Raw genomic sequence first — 17,704 nt, forward strand, 5'->3', positions numbered from 1 at the left:
GCCCCGACGAACGACCGTGCAACTGCCGCGCCGATCACCGGTCGCGCTGCCGCCGATCGCACCGCGCCCTGCCGCTCACAGCCACGTCCCGCCCTGCCGCTCGTTCGGTTCATCGGCGAGCGCGTCGAAATCGTGAATCCAGTCCAGGTGATGCAGCACGCTGTCGCGCTCGCCGAGACGCGCATTGCGCGCCTGCGCGGCCGGCCCGTCGGGCAGATGCAGCACGTCGGCCGCGGAGATCGACGCGTACTGCACCTTGCGCGTGCGGCCGCGCCGCAGCCGCTCGTACGCTTCCTGCGCCTCGCGCCAGTTGCCGCGCCCGGCCTTCGCCAGCTGCGCGGCCAGCACCATCGCGTCCTCGATCGACTGGTTCGCGCCCTGCCCGTGATGCGGCACCAGCGCATGCGCGGCGTCGCCGATCAGCGTCACGCGCCCGCGGCTCCAGCGGCCGAGCGGCGGCCGGTGGAACAGCCCCCAGCGTTGGCTGATCGGCACCGCGGTGATCATCTGCACCACCGCCGGATGCCAGTCCTTGAACAGGCGCAACTGCTCGCCCTCTTGCGCCGGCATGACCCAGTCGCGCGACGGCCACGGCGACGGATGACGCTCGACCAGCAGGAAGTTCTGGTCGCCGTTGTCGCCGATCGGATAGTGCAGCAGATGGCCGTGCGGCCCGACCCAGAACTGAATGGTCTCGGGATCGGGCAACAGGTCCATCCGCTCGGCCGGCACCACGCCGCGAAAGCCCGAGCACCCCGAATACAGCACGTCGTCGTAGCCGAGCATCCAGCGCCGCGTGATCGAACGCGCGCCGTCCGCGCCGATCACGAGATCGGCGTCGACGCGTGCGCCATTGGCGAAGCTCAGCGTGACGCGATCCGGATGCTGCGCGAGATCGACGAGCCGATGGCCGAGATGAATCTGCTCGACACCGACCGCCTTCGACAGGATCGCCTGCAGGTCCGCGCGATGCACGCCCCAGTACGCGCCGCCGAACTGCCGGCGATAGTCGGGTTCGCCGCGATGATGCCCGATCACCGTGCCGCTGCGCCCGTCGCGATAGACGAGGCCGGGAATCTCCGCGCACACCGAGTCGAAAGCCGGCCGTAATCCCATCCGTTCGTAGAAGCGCGTCGCGTTGGCCGACAGCGCGACGGCTGCCCCCACCTCGCGCAGCACGTCGGTCTGCTCGTACAGTTGCGCGTCGATGCCCAGCTCGCGCAATGCAAGCGCCAGCGTCAGGCCGCCGATGCCGGCCCCGACGATCGCGATCCTCAGATTCGTCTGCATGATGAACGTGTCTCCGATATTCAGATGGTGAGTGGTCGAGACCGCGGTGCGCGTGCCCCGCCCGGCGCGCCTGTCGAATGCGAGCGCCGTATCGGTATTTTCAGCAGCGCCCCCTTATCCCACAATAAAATGCAGGGAATCTGCCTCATCACCAAACGGAATGATCGGAGACAACCCGGAACCATGGAACTGAGCGAGATCGACCTCAATCTGTTGCTGCTGTTTCAGCGACTGATGCAGGAGCGGCGAGTGTCGACCGTCGCCGAGCAGATGAACATGAGCCAGCCGGGCGTCAGCAACGCGCTCGCGAAGCTGCGCCGCCGGCTCGGCGATCCGCTGTTCGTGCGCGGGCCGGGCGGCGTGGTGCCGACACCGTTCGCGCTGCGCCTGGCCGAACCGGTTGCGCACGCGCTGTCGACGCTGCATGCCGCGCTCAACCCCGAGACCGGTTTCGATCCGCTGCGCGCATCGCGCACGATGACGATCGGGATGACCGATATCGGCGAAGTCGTGTTCCTGCCCGCGCTGCTCGAACACCTGTCGCGCACGGCACCGGGCATCGCGCTCAATACGGTGCGCAACACGAGCGTCAATCTCGCCGACGAGATGGCCGACGGCCGCGTCGATCTCGCGATCGGCCTGCTGCCGCAGTTGCAGGGCGGGTTCTATCAGCGCCGGCTGTTCGATCAGCGATACGTGTGCCTGTTCCGGCGCGGGCATCCTCTCGAGGACGCGCCGCTGACCGTCGACGCATGGCGAGCGGCCGAGCATCTCGTCGTGGTGTCGGCCGGCACCGGTCACGGCCAGGTGGACGAATGGCTGAAGCGCCGCCGCGTGAAGCGCCGCGTGCGGCTGACGGTGCCGCATTTCATGAGCGTCGGCTATATCCTGCAGCGCACCGACCTGATCGCGACCGTGCCGGAACACCTGGCGCTGCAGCTCGCCGCGCCGTTTTCGCTCGGCTGGCGCGCGTTGCCGGTCACGCTGCCGGGCGCGCCGATCCACATGCTGTGGCACGCGCGCGTGAATCAGGATGAGGGCAACCGGTGGCTCAGGGACGTCGTGGTCAGCCTGTTCGCGGAAGCCGGAACGCGTGGACGCAAGGCCGCGCCGACGCGCAAGGCATAGCCGCTCGCGTCGCGAAATCCGGCGTGCGCGGTAGGATGTCGCTTCGACCGGCGCGGCGAGTCCATCGCGCGCCCGCCGCCGCTTTCCTCATCCAACCCGCAGGAAATCAAGCCATGTCTGCCTCGAAGAAGTTCGCCGCCGTCACGGGCGCCGGATCCGGCATCGGTCGTGCCGCGGCAATCGCGCTCGCGAACGCCGGATTTGCCGTCGCGCTGCTCGGACGCAAGGAAGCCTCGCTGCGTGAAACGAAAGAGGCGATCGTCGCCGACGGCGGCGACGCACACGCGTTTCCGGCCGACGTCACCGACGAAGCGTCGGTCGAACACGCATTCGCGCAGATCGCGCAGCGGTTCGGGCGGCTGGACGTCCTCTTCAACAATGCCGGGCGCAATGCGCCGGCCGTGCCGCTCGACGAACACGAGTTCGACGTATGGAACGACGTCGTCGCGACGAACCTGACGGGCGTCTTTCTGTGCGCGCGGGCCGCGTGGCGCCTGATGAAGGCGCAAACGCCGCAGGGTGGCCGGATCATCAACAACGGCTCGATCTCCGCCTATACGCCGCGCCCGAACACGATCGCGTACACGGCCACCAAGCATGCGGTGGCCGGCATCACCAAGTCGCTCGCGCTCGACGGCCGTGCATACAACATCGCGTGCGGCCAGATCGACATCGGCAACGCGGCCACGTCGCTGACGGATCGCATGACGGAAGGCGTGCTGCAGGCCGACGGCCGCATGGCGCCCGAGGCGCGGATGGACGTCACGCATGTCGCGAATGCGGTCGTTCAGATGGCGACTCTTCCGCTGGACACGAACATCCTGAACATGACGATCATGGCGACGACGATGCCGTTCGTGGGACGGGGATAAAGCCCGGCGCCGCGCCGTTTCTGCCGCGCCGGGCCGCGATGCCGGGCACGTCGCCCGGCTGCCCGGCGACGCTCGTCCTTGACAAGTTGCGTGTCGCAACTAATATTACTTGCGACACGCAACTTTCCCGGGCTCGCCATGGACCTCATCGATATTCCGTCGAAGACGCGCGAAGCGACGATCCTCGAGCTTCGGGACTTCTCGCGCAAACTGGTTCGCGAACTGGGTTTCATGCGGGCGACATTGGCCGACAGCGATCTGGCGCCGTCTGCCGTTCACGCCGTTCTCGAGATAGGCATGGCGCCCGGCATCAGCGCGAAGGATCTGGGCAGCATTCTGCGTCTGGATAAATCGAACACGAGCAGGCAGCTTTCGCGGCTCGAAACGGCCGGCTTCGTGACGCGCCGCATCTCGCCCGACGATGCGCGTGCGACGCAGCTGTACCTGACTGCCGACGGGCAGAAACTGCGCAAGAAGATCGACCAGTTTGCGACACGTCAGGTGTCGAATGCGTTACGCCGGATGGTTCCGGCGGACCAGCAAACCCTCGTCCGCGCCCTCGCGCTTTATAGCGATGCGCTCGCGCAAGACAATGCCACCGACGCGCGCACGCCTAAAGCGGACACCACGCAGATCGTCGACGGCTACCAGCCCGGCTGTATCGGCGACATAGCAAGCCTTCACGCGCGGTTCTATTCGGAACACTGGGGGTTCGGCGCTTTCTTCGAGAAAAAGGTGGCGACCGAACTCGCGGAATTTGCCGGCACCCTGCCGGCCGAAGGCAAGGCTCTGTGGCTCCATGCCGAACACGGCCGCGCGCTCGCCTCGGTCGCGATAGACGGGAATAAAGCCACGGGAATCGCACATTTGCGGTGGTTCATCGTCGACGATGGATTGCGTGGCTTCGGGATCGGACGGGAACTGATGACGCGCGCCATGCATTTCGTCGATGAGCAGCAGTTCGACGAGACCTACCTGTGGACGTTCAAGGGGCTGGATTCGGCACGCCACCTATATGAATCGTTCGGTTTTACGCTGACCAGCGAATCGGAGGGCGCGCAATGGGGAACCAACGTCGTCGAGCAGCGCTTCAGCCGGCGGCGGCCAGGTCGATAAGTCGCCGCACGTTTCATCGATCGTGATAGATCGCGAGCCAGACCGACCGTTCTTCAGGATGCGTCCACGCGACACGATGCCGGCAATGCGGTTCGATCAGCACGTAATCGCCGGGGCGCATGTCGTGCAGCGTCGCGTCCGCTTCGAACTCGAGCACCGCGGCGCCTGACAGCAGCACGACCCATTCGGCACGCGAATCGTCGTACCAGAATCCATCGGGACTCGTGTGCCCCATCGACACGATCCGCTCGACGTTCAGGCGCGATCCCGCGACGAGCACGTCGACGCGCTCGTCGTCGCCGCGCGCACCTTCGAGGCTGAACAGGTTGCCGGTCTGGCGTTGCATGGTTCGACTCCGGGTCGGCCTTCGGCTGAAGGCGAATGACGCCAATGTAGCGCGAAGGCCGGCATCGCGGCGAACTTGTTTGCGGGTTCCGGCAAGCGCTGCATTCACGCGGCCGCCTCGGCGTCGATATCGCTCGCCGTCGGTTCATGACGCACGATCAGCAGGAACACGATCGGCGTGGCCGCGCTGACCGCGACGACCCAGAACATGTCCGTGCCGAGACGGGCCTGCAGGATCGGCAGCACGAACAGCGCGAGCGCCTGGCCGATCCCGCACAGCGAGCGCCCGAAGCCGACACCGGTGCCGCGGATCGCTGCCGGATACGACAGCGTCGGATAGATCATCATCTGCGCACCCGGCCCGAAACCTTCGGCGAACAGCCAGGTGCCGAGCATCAGCAGCACGAGGCCGATCGCGAACGCGCCGTGCGGATGCCCTGCCAGCGCGAGCGCGACGAGTGCGACGAACTGCAGCGCGAAGCCCGCGATCGCGACGTGACGCGACGGATATCGATACGCGAGACGCATGCCCAGCAAGCCGCCGGTCAACGCGAACAGCACGTTCAGCGCAAGCGACGCCGCGATCGTCTCGAACACGCCCGCGCCGAGAAACTGCGACAGGATCGACGGCAGGAAGAACGCGATCGCCGTGTATTCGAACGGAATGCACAGGTTCATCACGCTGGCGACGATCGTTCGGCCGAGATACGGACGCTGGAACAGCACGCGAATCCGCACGGGCGGCGGGCTAGGCTCGCGCGGCGCGTCGTCCGCTTCATGGGCGTGAATGCCGTACGACTCGCGCAGGATGCGCGCGGCATTGGCCAGGTCGCCCTGGTTCGCGGCCCACAACGGCGATTCGTTCATGAAGCGATTCCGGACCAGGATGATGACGAGCGCCGGCACCGCGCCGAAGATCAGCGACGCGCGCCACAGCCAGCCCGCATGCTCGGCCGGCAGCAGGAAATACATGCCGAAGATCAGCAGGAAGCACACCGACGACGCCACGTACCACATCGGGCACCACGCAGCGAGCCGCGACGCCTTGTTGCCACGGCCGTTGAACTTCGAGAATTCCGCGAGAAACGCCATCGCGACGGGCAGGTCGATGCCGACCCCGAGCCCCATCACGAAGCGCGCGGCAATCAGCACCCAGACGTTCGGCGCGAGCCCGGCCGCGATCGCCGCGACGACGAAGAACAGCATGTCGGCCATGAACACCTGATAACGGCCGATCCTGTCGGTCAGCCATCCGCCGATCAGGCTGCCGAAGATCGTGCCGATCATGATCGCCGAGCCGACCAGCCCCGTCAGCGCGGGCGTCAGGCCGAATTCGCGCGCGACGTCGTCGATGCCGTACGACAGTGTCGTCAGGTCGTACGCGTCGAGAAACACGCCGCCGAGCGCGAGCAGCACGATCATCCGCGCGTGGCTGACGGAACTGTCCGTCGTATTGATCAGGCGCGCGACATCGCTCGCGGAGCGGATGGGCGCGGAAACCGGCGTGACTGCGTTCAGATCGATCGAACTCATCGCATTCCCTTGTTCGCCGCATGGCCGGCGATGTCCACATGGAGACAGGAACCCGACACGTGCATGCACGCTCGCCATCACATGAAAAGTGGATGCTGGAGCGTCGACACACAGGCATTCGGGTTCCGGAAGCGACGATTCTGTTCCCGCGATCCGGCATTCCCAACCGATATAAACCGATAAATTATTCGGTGTACGTCATAAAGTTTCGCGGCCGCGTACGCCTGGCAGGCACGCGCAGGTGCAATCGCGACCGCGGCGGGCTCGAGGCAATTCGAGCGCGGCCACGCGCCTGCGTGTCGCGCCACGCGTCATGCCGGCGGCTGAAACGCGACGACCTTGTTCCGGCCGGTCGCCTTCGCGTAGTACAACGCTTCGTCGGCAGCCTTGATCACGGCCTCGGCCTCGGCATCGTGCTCGGGCGTCCAGCTCGCCAGGCCGATACTGGCCGTGACGTGCCCGTGTTCGCTGCCGGCGTGTTCGAGCGGCAGCTCGTCGATCGCCGCGCGAATCCGCTCGGCAATCTGGGCGGCACCCGTCTCGGCGGTATCGGGGAGCAACACGACGAATTCCTCTCCGCCATAGCGGGCTGCGGTGTCGGCCGGCCGGCGAATGTTGTCGCCGATGCAGCGCGCAACCGCAGCCAGCGCGTCGTCTCCCGCCTGGTGGCCGTAGGTATCGTTGTAGGCCTTGAAGCGGTCGACATCGACGAACAGCAACGAGAACACCGATCGCGCGCGCCGCGCGCGGCGCCATTCGCGGTCCAGCACTTCCGCGAAGCTGCGGCGATTGTTCAGGCCGGTGAGACCGTCGGTGCGGGCGAGCAGCACGAGTTCCGACTCGGCGCGCATCCGGCGCCGGAGTTGCGTGCCGAGCATGAAGGACACCCCGATGAACGCGGCGCCGAACGTCGCCACCAGCGCGCCGATCGTCACGGCGCGGTGCCGCCAGGCCGCATAGATATCCTGCTCCGCTTCCGCGACCATGATGATCAGCGGGAGCTTGGGTAGATGTTTGAAGTAATAGAGACGGCGCACGCCGTCGATCGACGACGTTTCAGAGAACGAGCCCTCCGGCGCGGTCTGGAATCGCCGGAAGGTCGCGGCTTTGCTGATGTTGCGCCCGATGGTATGCACGTCGTACGGCTGGCGCATCACCATCACGCCGTCGTTGCCGATCAGCGAGATCGAGCCGTGCTGTCCAAGCGACAGGCCGGCGAACAGTTGGTGGAAATACTCGAGGTTGACCGCAATGAGCACGACGCCGGCAAACGAGCCGTCCGGGTTTGAGATCCGCCGCGAGAGCCCGATGCTGGGCGAGCCTCTTCGCAGGCGCGATATGAACGGATCGCTGACGTAGAGCCCTGCGTCCGGATTGTCGCGGTGGATGGTGAAATACTTGCGATCGGCGAAATTGCCGTGACGCGGCTCGTCGCCGGCGGAATCGAGGACGATGTTGCCGCTGGCGTCGAGCACCAGCATCGAGCCGAGAAACTCTGCCGTCATGGCGTGATCGAACAGCACGGCGCGCCGCAAGCTCGCGGGCGCGGTCATCACGTCGTGACGTTGAAGCCCCGCGATGACAGCCTGCAGCGACAGGTCGTAGAGTTCGAAATTGCGTTCGATGTCGCGCTCGGCGATCAGGCCGAGATTGCGGGAGGTTTCGCTCGCCCGCGCGAGCGCGTCGTTACGGCTCTGGAACAGCTGCAACACGCACAGACCCATGAGCGCGCACGCAATCACGATACCGATCACGACGATGGTATAGGGCGCCGTCGACCTGAATTGCATGTGTCTCCTCGATGATCACGCTCGTGCGCGGCGCACGACGCGATTACCTCATACTAAATAACGCGCGGGGACATATCAAGCGGGGTTGCCCCGGTCACCGCGCGGTAGGGCGCGCGATGCCGGGATGCTGCACAACCGGCCCTCACACATCCGGATCCGGAATTCGCGCCGACTGAATCACGACCAGCGTATCCCCCGCCTCGATCCGGCACGGCGGATCCTCGTAGAACGAATGGATCTTCCCGCAGCGATCGAGCCCGACGACGATCGCGCCCGGCACGACGTTCGTCATGCAGCCGATCTCGTGCGGCAATGCCTCGCGCTCCAGCAGCGTCGCGCGCCCGCGCGTCGACAGCATGTCGTTCACGAACGGCACGATGTAGCGGCTATGCACTGCATCCGCGAGCAGCAGCGCGCCGATCTTCGTCGACGACACGATCACGTCCGCGCCCGCCTGCCGCAGCTGCCGCTGATACAGGTTCTCCTGGATCCGCACGACGATCTTCGTCTCGGGCGCGATGCTGCGCACCGACAGCGTCAGCAGGATCGCGGTCGGGTCGTCGGTCACCGAGATGATCACGGCCTTCGCCGAGCGCACTTGCGCCTGCTGCAGCAGATCCTCGTGCGCGGGATCGCCGAGCAGCCCCGTCACGCCGAGCGACGTCGCTGCCTCGAGCGCCTGCTGCTGCGCGTCGATCACGATGACCGTCGACGGATCGACACCGCTTTCGAGCAGCTCGCGCACGGCGATCGACCCCGACAGGCCGTAGCCGCACACGACGATGTGATCGGACAGTTGCTTCTGCAGGCGTTTCATGCGGAATTCCTCGATGACGCGCTGGATCACGAACTGATACGCCGTGCCCAGGAAGATGAACCAGATGCCGATGCGGATCGGCACGATGAAGAACGCATCGATCAGACGCGCGCGCGCGGTGACCGGCACGATGTCGCCGTAGCCGACCGTCGCGACCGTGACCATCGTGAAGTACACGAGATCGGCGACATTCATCGGCGTGCTCTTGGTCGAATCGCGCAGGCCGTCGCGATCGAGATACAGCACGAGAAACGCGAGCATGCACAGCACCACGACCGCGCCGAGACGGAACAGCAGCGTGCGCCGCGGCGACGTCGCGGGACGCGTGAACAGCGTGCGCGCACGCGGCGCCTGCCACGGATCGCGGGCACGACGCAGGCGTGAGCGCAACGAGCGGCGCTTGTCGGAGGGCGTTGCCAACGGGGAATCTCCTGAAGATTGCGGGCTCGATTCTACGACGGGAACACGCGGGCCCGTCCGCTACAGCATGCTGCGCGGCCGCACCATCGTCCCGTCGGCGAAACGCCCGGCGCGGAACGCCGCCAGGTCGAGCGACGGCGCGCCCGTATCGACCCATTCGGCCAGCAGCCGCCCGACGATCGGCCCCATCGCGAAGCCGTGCCCGCAGAAGCCGGTCGCGATCGCGAGCCCGGACGGCGTGCCGGGAGCGTCGATCACCGGAATCCCGTCGGGCAGCACGTCGATCAGGCCGGCCCAGGCCTCGACGATCTGCGCGTCCTTCAGCGCGGGGAAGATCGCCTTCAGCTTCGCGAGCGCGCGCGGCGCATGCGCGCGATTCGGCTGCGGCTGCGGATCGCGCGGCTCGATCGGGCCGCCTCCGCCGCCGATGCGCGCGCAGGCATCGCGCCACGCGGCGCCATTCAGATGCAGCCGGAACTTCTCGCGCTGCGACCAGAATTCCGGCCAGAACAGGCTCAGGCCGCGCAGATGGCCGAGCGTCAGGTCGACGTCGACCTGCATGTCGTCGGCGAGATTGATCGCGCCGTTGCTGCGTTGCCGGATGCCGAGGCCGTGCCCCCAGATCGTCGACGCGGACACGTCGGGCAACACGTTGGTGCGCATGCAGGTGCCGCGCACGGCCTGCTGCGGCAGCCGGATGCCGACGCCGTCGAGCAGCCGGAAGCTGGTCGCGCCGGCCGCGCAGATCACGCGCCGCGTGCGGATCGTGCCGCGCTCGGTCACGACGCCGACGACCGCGCCGCCGGCCGTCTCGATCGCCGTCACGCCGAAGCCTTCGAAGAAACGCGCGCCGGCTTGCGTCGCGCGCGCCGCGAACGCGGCGGCCACGCGGCGCGGTTCGGCCTGCCCGTCGGTCGCCGTATACAGCCCGCCGAGCGTGCGCGCCTGCGTCGACAGCCCGGTCACGCGTTCGTCGATTTCCGCGCGCGTCAGCGTGCGCGTGTCGAGCCCGTGTTCGCGCGCAACGGCGAGCCACGCCTGGAACGACGCCCAGTCATCGTCGTTGTCGGCGATATAGAGGCAACCGCCCTGCCGCCATTCGAGGTCGAAGCCGAGCGCCTGCTCGAGCCCTTCCCAGATCCGCATGCCGGCCATCATCAGCGGCACTTCGGCGGACTCGCGGCCCTGCTGCCGCACGAAGCCCCATGCGCGCGTCGATTGCTGGCCGGCAATGCGCGACTTGTCGAGCACGACGGCCTTCAGGCCGCGCAGGCCGAGATAGTAGGCGGCCGCGCAGCCCATGATGCCGGCGCCGGCGATCACGATGTCGGCTTCGGCCGGAAACGCCGTGTCGGCGTGCGTCAATGCGTCGTGCAGCGGATAGGTGGTCGTCATTGTTCTCTGTTGGCGTCGATACGCCGGCACACTCATCGGCGTTCGCGATGGCATGCGCCGGACAGGCGCCCGGATTGAGGATCGGGATGGCGAACGTGGGGGAATGTCGATGAACGATCCGGTGCGCGGCCGCGGCCCCGCCATCGGTGACGGTTGCCCGTCGACCGTCCCTGTTTTTTCGCCTTGACGGCGCTATGTTACCGCGCGATAAACTGTATATCCATACAGTATTTCTTCAGCAGTAACATGATCCTTCCCCCATTCGATCCCCCGAAGCTGAACGACCTCACCGAATGGTGGACGAAGTGCACCTACGCCGACGTCCAGCGCCTGATCCTCGAGGTGCAGCACCTTCGTCTGACGCTGTGGGAACTGAAAGCGCACGTCGCGGATGCATCGCGCGGGATCCGCGTGCTCGATCCGGCCATGCTCGCGCACGGTTCCGCACTGAGACGGCTGACCTACCTGCTCGAAAAGGAAATCGAGCGCGCGAATCCGATCGGCCGCTCGCGCGACGTGTATGCACCGTTTTCCGATGAATGGCGCGCGCGTGAAGCGCTGCGATGTGCATTGCGCGCGCAGCCCGAACCCGCGGAAGCCGGCACGCTCCCCTGCACGATTCCGCAATTCCAGCGCGTCACCTGGGCCGAGCTTCGCGATCGCTGGCGTCACCTGAGCGACAGGCAATCGGGCCGGCAGAACATCGAGCAACGCATGGTGCTCGAGATCGCGCGTCAGCGATCCGTGATCCTCGCGCGCGCGCGAAAACTCGTCGATGCCGCGATCGCCGAAGCGGCCGCGGAAGGCAAGCAGTTGTTCGCGCTCGATCAACTCAAGCGGCTGCTGTCCGTCGAGCGGGAAGACGGAGAGCCGTTCACGTATATGCCGGCGTAAGGCGATTCGAATTCGGTGGTCGTTTTTCGAGGGTTCTTCGATGTCGTTCGTGTTCCTGACCATGACGACATGACGATACTTTCCCGTGCAATGCGTCGGGCAGGCCATGCTTCAGTGATCAATGCCGAGGCGCGATGACCGCGAGGTCATCGCAATACATGGACGTTATCGAAGATCGAAAGGCGCGGTTCGCGCCGGGACGATCCCGGTGCAACCGGTATCGGGGTGATCAGTGTGGATAGCTCAACCGACGCGTTTGCGCGCGCGCCGTGCGGTTGTACGGCTGAAGCCGCGCGAGCTGTTCGATCGACATCGTGACGACTTCGAGCACATGCCGTGCGATCTCGTCGTCCGTCATGCCGGCGTCGACGTACTGTTCGATGCTCATCGTTCGGGGCGGATGGCTGCCTGCGTCGTCGTCGACGATGTAAATCCTGGCGGTACGGTGCTCCGACGACAACATGAGCTGGACAGTTTTACCGAGAACGACGATCTGCATGCACAAAGTGGCCATTCGCTGCCTCCAATTGCGTTGCCTTCAATCGAGCATCGAACGATACCTCACAACCCGGGCGATGAATCTACTCGCTTCCCCGGATATTCGAAACCATCAGGAATCAATCGCGGGCCAGCTGTCCATCGCCTTCCGCGAACCTTTCTGCCGGGCGCGACGATCCGGGCGCGTCGCCATGCGGCAACGGCGCCACGCGGCAAAGGCGAGAAGGTGCGCGCGACCCCGCCGCGCCTCCGGGCGTCACTCGTGATTTTCGCTTTGAATGGGGGGCGCCCGTTCGGCGCCCCAATGGCTCACGGTGCATGCACCGGCCGGTCGAGCCGGCGCCCGTCGTGCCCGGGCAAACGACGCGCTACGCGTAGCGGCTCAACCAGGCTTCGGAGAATGCTTTCGCGTAGGCGACGGCGTCCGCTTCGGTATCGAATTCGCCCAGCTTGCGGAAAGCGGCCTCGCGGCTGAAACCCAGCTTCGTGACCTCGACTTGGGCGGCAAATTTGCCGTCCTCCGTCACGCGCGGTTCGCAGTTCATTTCGTACCCGCGCATCACAAATTTCTTCTGCATCGCTTCAACACTATTTTGAGACGGGCGAATCGTAGCATGGGGTTCCGCCGCGTTCATGCGCGTGCCCGACCAGAGCATCCCCATCGGTTTCATTAGAGTAAGCCGTCGAACCATCCGCGTGTAAGATCCGGGGCCAGCTGGCCCGACACGGACGCCATGTAAAAATTTGTCGCCGACGCAGCGGCACGATGCCGCGCTTCGGGTCGCCGACACGCCCTGCTCTGGTGCATTTCGTCGGCAGTGCGGTGCGATTACGTGCCGCTCGGCGAGGAATCGTGTCCCGGCGTCTCGCGATCCGCGTCCGAAGGTTGCGAACGGGCCAGGGGTGCCTGACGCACGCCTGCGGATCTAGCGTAACGTCGTGACACACCTTTCACAGAAAGGCACCGATTGCGACATGGAATGACACTCGTTTTGCGGTAAAGTTATCTTTTCCGCGCGTGGCCGGTCGGCTCGCCCCTGGACGTCATGAAGACTGTCCGCCGAGACTGCCGCAAGGCGTCGTTCTGAACGTCACGATCCGTTCCCGTAGCATGACCACTGAAGCAATCACCACGGATTCCCTCGCGGTTGCCGAGCGCGTGCGCGAGCTGATGACCCGCAACGGCATCGGCAAGCGCCAGCAAACCACCGAGCTGTGCCGCATCCTCGACCTGAGCTTTTCGCAGGGTCACCGCAAGCTGCGCGGCAGCAGCCCCTGGACGCTCGCGCAAATCAAGAAAGTCGCCGAAGCCTACGGCGAGCCCGCCGCTCAACTGTTCGGCGCGCAGACGCTCGACCCCGGCATGGTCGGCGCCTATTCGCAGGAGGCCGTCCTGTACGCCGGCGTCGCCGAAATTCCGTGCACCGCCTGGATCGGCGCGCCGCTCGAAGCCGGCGCGCGCCCCGAGTTCGTCGCGTACGAACAGAACGGCCGCTGGCGCGTGCTGCGCCATACGGGCGTGCTGTATCAGAACGCGTACGACGTGCACAAGATCGAGATCTATCCGCGCCGCGCGGAGAGCGACAAGCTCGTCGTCGCGGTGATCGATCCCGATCGCGTCAGCGCGACCGAGTTGTGCCGCTATCTCGAGCGGCAGGGATTCTCGACGGCCGCGTTCGACGGCCTCGCACCGTTCGTCGACGCGCTGCAGGGCCAGGCGTTCGACGCGGTCGTCACCGAATGGCTGTTCGACGACAGCACGGCCGCCACCGCGATCAAGGCGGTGCGCACGTCCGACAATCCGGGCGCGCCGATCTTCGTGCTGACGGGCGACCTGCTCACCGGCCGCGCGAGCGAAGCGGACATCAGCGAAGTGATCCGCGCATTCGACGTCGTCTGCTACGAAAAACCCGCGCGCATGGCGATCCTCAGCGCCGACCTCGCGAAGCGGCTCGCACGCGGGTAATTCCCGCACGCCGTCTACCTCTTTCGCATGGCCGGCGCCCCTGCGGCGCGGCGGTCGTGAACAGGTTCCTCAGTACAATAGCCGGACCCCGTTCACGACCGGCATCCGCCGCCCGACTTCATGGCCCGCCTCATTCCCGACGACTGGAAAAGCCTCGCCGCCACCGGCGCGGCCGAACGCGAGCGCGAGACGCTTGCCGCCCTCGAACACGCGCTGCCGGACAACTACACCGTCTATCACGGCGTGCACTGGACGCGTGCCGACCAGGGTTTCTCGGTGTTCGGCGAAGCCGCGTTCGTCGTCGTGAGCCCGGCCGGCCGCGTGCTGCTGATCGAGCAGAAGGCCGGCTTCCTGCGCGAAACGCCGAAGGGGCTCGTGAAGGTCTACCTGCAGAAGGAGCGCAACGTCCCGATCCAGCTCGCGCGCACGCAGGAGACGCTGCACCGGCGGCTGACCGCTGCGCTCGGCGCGGGCGTCTATGGCGTCGAGGCGCTGCTGTACTGCCCCGACTACGCGATCCGCGAGACGGCGATCGCCGGCGTCGCGGCCGACCGCATCGTCGATGCGTCGCGCAAGGCGCAGCTCGCGCAGGTGATCCTGCAGATCCTGCCCGAGCACGACGAGCCGCTGCCGAACGCAGCGAAGCTGCATCACTTCCTCGCGGACGAACTGGCGCTCACGCCCGACACGAGCGCGCTCGTCGGGCAAGCCGGCACGCTCGTCACGCGGCTGTCGGGCGGGCTTGCCGAGTGGGCGCGCCAGCTCGAGTTCACGCCGTTCCGCTTGCGCGTGACGGGCACCGCGGGTTCGGGCAAGACGCAGCTCGCGGTGCAGGCGATGCGCGACGCGGTCGCGGCCGGCAAGCGCGTGCTCTACGTGTGTTTCAACCGGCCGCTCGCCGACTACATCGCGCGCATCGCGCCGCCCGGCGCGAAGATCGCGAACTACCATCAGCTGTGCGACTGGGTCGCCCGCGATGGCGGCTATACGCCCGACTTCGACACGCCCGGCGCGTTCGAGCGGCTCGAGGCGCGCTTCGCGCAAGCGCCGATTCCGGAACGCTGGCGCTTCGATGTGCTGATCGTCGACGAGGGACAGGACTTCCACGCGCCGTGGGCGGCGGCACTGGAGCGCCTGCTGGCGCCGGACGCCGCGTGGTGGTGGCTGGAAGACCCGCTGCAGAACCTCTATCTGCGCGAGCCCATCGCGCTGCCCGGCTGGGTCACGCTGAAGGCGCTGACGAACTACCGCAGCCCGCGCGACCTGCTCGAATTCGTGCGCGACGTCGTCGGCCGCGTCGAGCCGCTCGCGGCCGAACTGCGCTCGGGCAGCCCGTTCGACGGTTCCGATCCGTCGGTGTCGTCATACGGGGAAGACCGCGCGTCGGGCGACGCACTCGCCGAAGCGTGCATCGACGCGACCAAGCGCGCGATCACGCACGCGCTGTCGCTCGGCTTCCGCAAGCAGGACATCGCGGTGCTGTCGTATCGCGGCCGCGAAAGCTCGGTGCTCGCGCGGCTCGACCAGCTCGGCCCGCACCGGGTCAAGCGCTTCACCGGCAAGTACGACCTGTTCGGCAACCCTGAATATCGCGAAGGCGACGTGCTGCTCGATTCGATCTACCGCTTCAAGGGGCAGTCCGCGCCGTGCGTGATCCTCACCGAGATCGACTTCGACACGCTCGACGCGCGTGCGGCCCGCAAGCTGTTCGTCGGCGCGACGCGCGCGACGATGAAGCTGCTGCTCGTCGCGTCGGCTCGCTCGGCGGCGCAGCTTGCGGGTGGATGACGCGGCGGAACGCGGGTGGCGGGCGCGCGCTGGATGACCACCCCGCCCACTGCTCCCACTGCGCGCGCCGCACCGTGCGTCACGCCACCCGAAACGCCCCCACCGCCCGCCGCAGCCCATCGGCCTGCTCCTCGAGCGACGCCGCAGCCGCCGCCGCCTGCTCGACCAGCGCCGCGTTCTGCTGCGACACCTGATCCATCTGCGACACCGCGCGGTTCACCTGCTCGATCCCGTCGCGCTGCTCGTTCGACGCGGCCGCAATCTCGGTCATGATGCCCGTCACACGGCCGATCGCCTGCTGGATGTCCTGCATCGTCGCGCCGGCCACGCCGACCAGCCGCGACCCCGTCGCGACGCGCTCGACCGACTCGCCGATCAGCGTGCGGATCTCCTTCGCGGCCGACGCCGAGCGCTGCGCGAGCGTGCGCACCTCGCCCGCGACCACCGCGAAGCCGCGGCCCTGCTCGCCCGCACGCGCGGCTTCGACCGCCGCATTCAGCGCAAGGATGTTGGTCTGGAACGCGATGCCCTCGATCGTGCCGATGATGTCGGCCACCTTCTGCGAACTCTGGTCGATCTCGTTCATCGTGCCGATCACCTCGCCGACGACCGTCGCGCCGCGCGTCGCGATCTCGCTCGCGTTGTCCGCGCACGCCTGCGCCTCGACCGCGTGATCGGCGTTCTGCTTCACGGTCGCCGTCAGCTGTTCCATGCTCGCGGCCGTCTCCTGCAGCGCGGACGCCTGCTCCTCGGTACGCTGCGACAGGTCGGTGTTGCCGGCCGCGATCTGGTGCGTCGCGGTCGAGATCGCTTCGGAACCCTGGCTGACCTGGCGCACCGTATCGGCAAGGCTGCGCTGCATGCCCGTCACGCCCTTGACCAGCTCGGCCATCTCGTCACGCGACGACCAGCGCACTTCCGACGTCAGGTCGCCGTCCGACAGGCGGCGGAAATGCGACAGCAGGCGGTTCACCGGTTGCGTGATCGCGAAATGCAGGCCGACCGCGCAGCCGAGACACGCGGCGAGACCGAACGCGATGCCGGCGATCGCGCCCGCGCGCATCCAGCCGTAATAGGTCTGCGCGGTGTCGTAGACGTCCTTGCCGCGCGCGGCCTGGTACGCGTCGAGCGCGTCGGTCGCCTGCGTGAGCGCGACCGACAGCGGCGGCGCGACCGTCATCAGCAGGCGGTCGGCGTCGTCGCGGCGTCCCGCGCGGATCGCGTCGATCATCGGCTTCAACGCCTGTCCGATCAGCGCCTGGCGCGCGGCGTCGAGCCGGGTCGCGAGCGGGCCTTCGTCGCCGTCGTGCGGCATCGTCGCGTAGGTGCGCCACGCGGCGTCGGCTTTCGCGAGATAGCCCTCGGCCTTGTTGACGAGCTCGGGCACTTCCGGCGCCTCCGGATGCAGCATCGCGCGGTCGAGCGTGGTGCGCACGATCGTCAGGTTCAGGCTCGCGGCGGACAGCGCGGTCTTCGCGGCCAGCTCGCGCGTATAGGCTTCGTCGAGCGCGCGGTTCGAGCGCTGCATGCCGGTCAGGCCGATCAGGCCCGACACGACGAGCAGCACGGCGACGAGCCCGAGCGTGGAAAAAATCCGCGTACGGATCGAGAAACGGGAAAACAGGGCGTTCAGGTTCATGACGGGACGGGAGCGATAAAGGGTGCCGCGGCAATCGGTCCGCGGCACTCTGGATTACGGTTTGCCTGCAAAAAACTTGAGCCCGACCCACCGTCGGGCTGATCGCGATCAATTTTTCCCGGCCGGCAATCTCCTGTTACCGATGCAACAAATCGAGGCCCGGCAGAAATTGACCAGGCAACAAATTATCTCTATATTTCGCTCAATTCCCTG

At 66.8% G+C, this 17,704-nt stretch carries 15 protein-coding genes; 6 read left to right on the forward strand and 9 right to left on the reverse strand.

Annotated elements, in window-relative coordinates; translation table 11 throughout:
* Positions 1–75: 75 nt before the first annotated feature.
* Positions 76–1,290, reverse strand: coding sequence for an FAD-dependent monooxygenase (locus DIE02_RS19360; RefSeq protein ID WP_124488133.1), 1,215 nt, complete (start codon positions 1,288–1,290; stop codon positions 76–78).
* Positions 1,291–1,473: 183 nt separating this feature from the next.
* Between DIE02_RS19360 and DIE02_RS19365 the strand changes: the two genes are divergently transcribed.
* The 3 genes from DIE02_RS19365 to DIE02_RS19375 all read left to right on the forward strand — a co-directional run bounded on the left by DIE02_RS19365 (position 1,474) and on the right by DIE02_RS19375 (position 4,406).
* Positions 1,474–2,418 carry a LysR family transcriptional regulator gene (locus DIE02_RS19365; protein WP_124488134.1) on the forward strand — a complete coding sequence of 315 codons (945 nt, stop codon included), beginning with the start codon at positions 1,474–1,476 and terminating at the stop codon, positions 2,416–2,418.
* A 113-nt stretch (positions 2,419–2,531) separates the two neighbouring features.
* Complete coding sequence (locus tag DIE02_RS19370; protein WP_124488135.1) at positions 2,532–3,290, forward strand: SDR family oxidoreductase; 759 nt, start codon at positions 2,532–2,534, stop codon at positions 3,288–3,290.
* A 138-nt stretch (positions 3,291–3,428) separates the two neighbouring features.
* Positions 3,429–4,406 (forward strand): helix-turn-helix domain-containing GNAT family N-acetyltransferase, encoded by a 978-nt coding sequence (locus tag DIE02_RS19375; protein WP_124488136.1) that lies wholly within the window; start codon positions 3,429–3,431, stop codon positions 4,404–4,406.
* Positions 4,407–4,419: 13 nt separating this feature from the next.
* Here DIE02_RS19375 and DIE02_RS19380 read toward each other — a convergent pair whose 3' ends face one another.
* The 5 genes from DIE02_RS19380 to DIE02_RS19400 form a co-directional block, all read right to left on the reverse strand.
* On the reverse strand, positions 4,420–4,752 hold the full coding sequence (locus DIE02_RS19380) for a cupin domain-containing protein (RefSeq protein WP_044843221.1): 333 nt from the start codon (positions 4,750–4,752) through the stop codon (positions 4,420–4,422).
* Positions 4,753–4,856: 104 nt separating this feature from the next.
* On the reverse strand, positions 4,857–6,284 hold the full coding sequence (locus DIE02_RS19385) for an MFS transporter (RefSeq protein WP_124488137.1): 1,428 nt from the start codon (positions 6,282–6,284) through the stop codon (positions 4,857–4,859).
* Between the two features lie 311 nt (positions 6,285–6,595).
* Positions 6,596–8,074, reverse strand: a complete 1,479-nt coding sequence (locus tag DIE02_RS19390) for a sensor domain-containing diguanylate cyclase (protein ID WP_124488138.1) — start codon at positions 8,072–8,074, stop codon at positions 6,596–6,598.
* A gap of 142 nt (positions 8,075–8,216) precedes the next feature.
* Entirely contained in the window at positions 8,217–9,311 is a 1,095-nt protein-coding gene (locus DIE02_RS19395; protein WP_044843218.1) for a TrkA family potassium uptake protein, read from the reverse strand.
* A 60-nt stretch (positions 9,312–9,371) separates the two neighbouring features.
* Complete coding sequence (locus DIE02_RS19400) at positions 9,372–10,706, reverse strand: FAD-binding oxidoreductase (protein ID WP_124488139.1); 1,335 nt, start codon at positions 10,704–10,706, stop codon at positions 9,372–9,374.
* A gap of 246 nt (positions 10,707–10,952) precedes the next feature.
* On the opposite strand from DIE02_RS19400, the gene DIE02_RS19405 reads away from it, so the two are divergent.
* Positions 10,953–11,600 (forward strand): hypothetical protein, encoded by a 648-nt coding sequence (locus DIE02_RS19405; RefSeq protein ID WP_124488211.1) that lies wholly within the window; start codon positions 10,953–10,955, stop codon positions 11,598–11,600.
* Positions 11,601–11,829: 229 nt separating this feature from the next.
* On the opposite strand, the gene DIE02_RS19410 is transcribed toward DIE02_RS19405, so the two are convergent.
* Together DIE02_RS19410 and DIE02_RS19415 are read right to left on the reverse strand one after the other, a co-directional pair.
* Positions 11,830–12,114: a hypothetical protein gene (locus DIE02_RS19410; RefSeq protein WP_124488140.1), complete on the reverse strand. Its 285-nt coding sequence runs from the start codon at positions 12,112–12,114 to the stop codon at positions 11,830–11,832.
* 352 nt (positions 12,115–12,466) lie between these two features.
* Positions 12,467–12,676: a hypothetical protein gene (locus DIE02_RS19415; protein WP_124488212.1), complete on the reverse strand. Its 210-nt coding sequence runs from the start codon at positions 12,674–12,676 to the stop codon at positions 12,467–12,469.
* 533 nt (positions 12,677–13,209) lie between these two features.
* Here DIE02_RS19415 and DIE02_RS19420 point away from each other — a divergent pair.
* Both DIE02_RS19420 and DIE02_RS19425 read left to right on the forward strand, forming a co-directional pair.
* The gene (locus DIE02_RS19420) at positions 13,210–14,064 is read left to right on the forward strand and encodes a helix-turn-helix domain-containing protein (RefSeq protein WP_044843213.1); all 855 of its coding nucleotides are present in this window, start codon (positions 13,210–13,212) and stop codon (positions 14,062–14,064) included.
* Positions 14,065–14,184: 120 nt separating this feature from the next.
* Entirely contained in the window at positions 14,185–15,852 is a 1,668-nt protein-coding gene (locus DIE02_RS19425) for an ATP-dependent helicase (protein ID WP_124488141.1), read from the forward strand.
* A gap of 79 nt (positions 15,853–15,931) precedes the next feature.
* On the opposite strand, the gene DIE02_RS19430 is transcribed toward DIE02_RS19425, so the two are convergent.
* Positions 15,932–17,491, reverse strand: coding sequence for a methyl-accepting chemotaxis protein (locus tag DIE02_RS19430; protein WP_044843211.1), 1,560 nt, complete (start codon positions 17,489–17,491; stop codon positions 15,932–15,934).
* Positions 17,492–17,704: the final 213 nt, after the last annotated feature.

The sequence above is a fragment of the Burkholderia sp. Bp8991 genome, assembly GCF_003853795.1.
Lineage (GTDB): Bacteria > Pseudomonadota > Gammaproteobacteria > Burkholderiales > Burkholderiaceae > Burkholderia.

Bases quoted from the DNA above. Each gene is read 5' to 3' on its own strand.
- DIE02_RS19390 (WP_124488138.1), bottom strand. From the start codon at position 8,074: ATGCAATTCAGGTCGACGGCGCCCTATACCATCGTCGTGATCGGTATC.
- DIE02_RS19415 (WP_124488212.1), bottom strand. From the start codon at position 12,676: ATGCAGAAGAAATTTGTGATGCGCGGGTACGAAATGAACTGCGAACCG.
- DIE02_RS19425 (WP_124488141.1), top strand. From the start codon at position 14,185: ATGGCCCGCCTCATTCCCGACGACTGGAAAAGCCTCGCCGCCACCGGC.
- DIE02_RS19420 (WP_044843213.1), top strand. From the start codon at position 13,210: ATGACCACTGAAGCAATCACCACGGATTCCCTCGCGGTTGCCGAGCGC.
- DIE02_RS19360 (WP_124488133.1), bottom strand. From the start codon at position 1,290: ATGCAGACGAATCTGAGGATCGCGATCGTCGGGGCCGGCATCGGCGGC.
- DIE02_RS19370 (WP_124488135.1), top strand. From the start codon at position 2,532: ATGTCTGCCTCGAAGAAGTTCGCCGCCGTCACGGGCGCCGGATCCGGC.
- DIE02_RS19430 (WP_044843211.1), bottom strand. From the start codon at position 17,491: ATGAACCTGAACGCCCTGTTTTCCCGTTTCTCGATCCGTACGCGGATT.
- DIE02_RS19410 (WP_124488140.1), bottom strand. From the start codon at position 12,114: ATGGCCACTTTGTGCATGCAGATCGTCGTTCTCGGTAAAACTGTCCAG.
- DIE02_RS19380 (WP_044843221.1), bottom strand. From the start codon at position 4,752: ATGCAACGCCAGACCGGCAACCTGTTCAGCCTCGAAGGTGCGCGCGGC.
- DIE02_RS19365 (WP_124488134.1), top strand. From the start codon at position 1,474: ATGGAACTGAGCGAGATCGACCTCAATCTGTTGCTGCTGTTTCAGCGA.
- DIE02_RS19405 (WP_124488211.1), top strand. From the start codon at position 10,953: ATGATCCTTCCCCCATTCGATCCCCCGAAGCTGAACGACCTCACCGAA.
- DIE02_RS19375 (WP_124488136.1), top strand. From the start codon at position 3,429: ATGGACCTCATCGATATTCCGTCGAAGACGCGCGAAGCGACGATCCTC.
- DIE02_RS19385 (WP_124488137.1), bottom strand. From the start codon at position 6,284: ATGAGTTCGATCGATCTGAACGCAGTCACGCCGGTTTCCGCGCCCATC.
- DIE02_RS19400 (WP_124488139.1), bottom strand. From the start codon at position 10,706: ATGACGACCACCTATCCGCTGCACGACGCATTGACGCACGCCGACACG.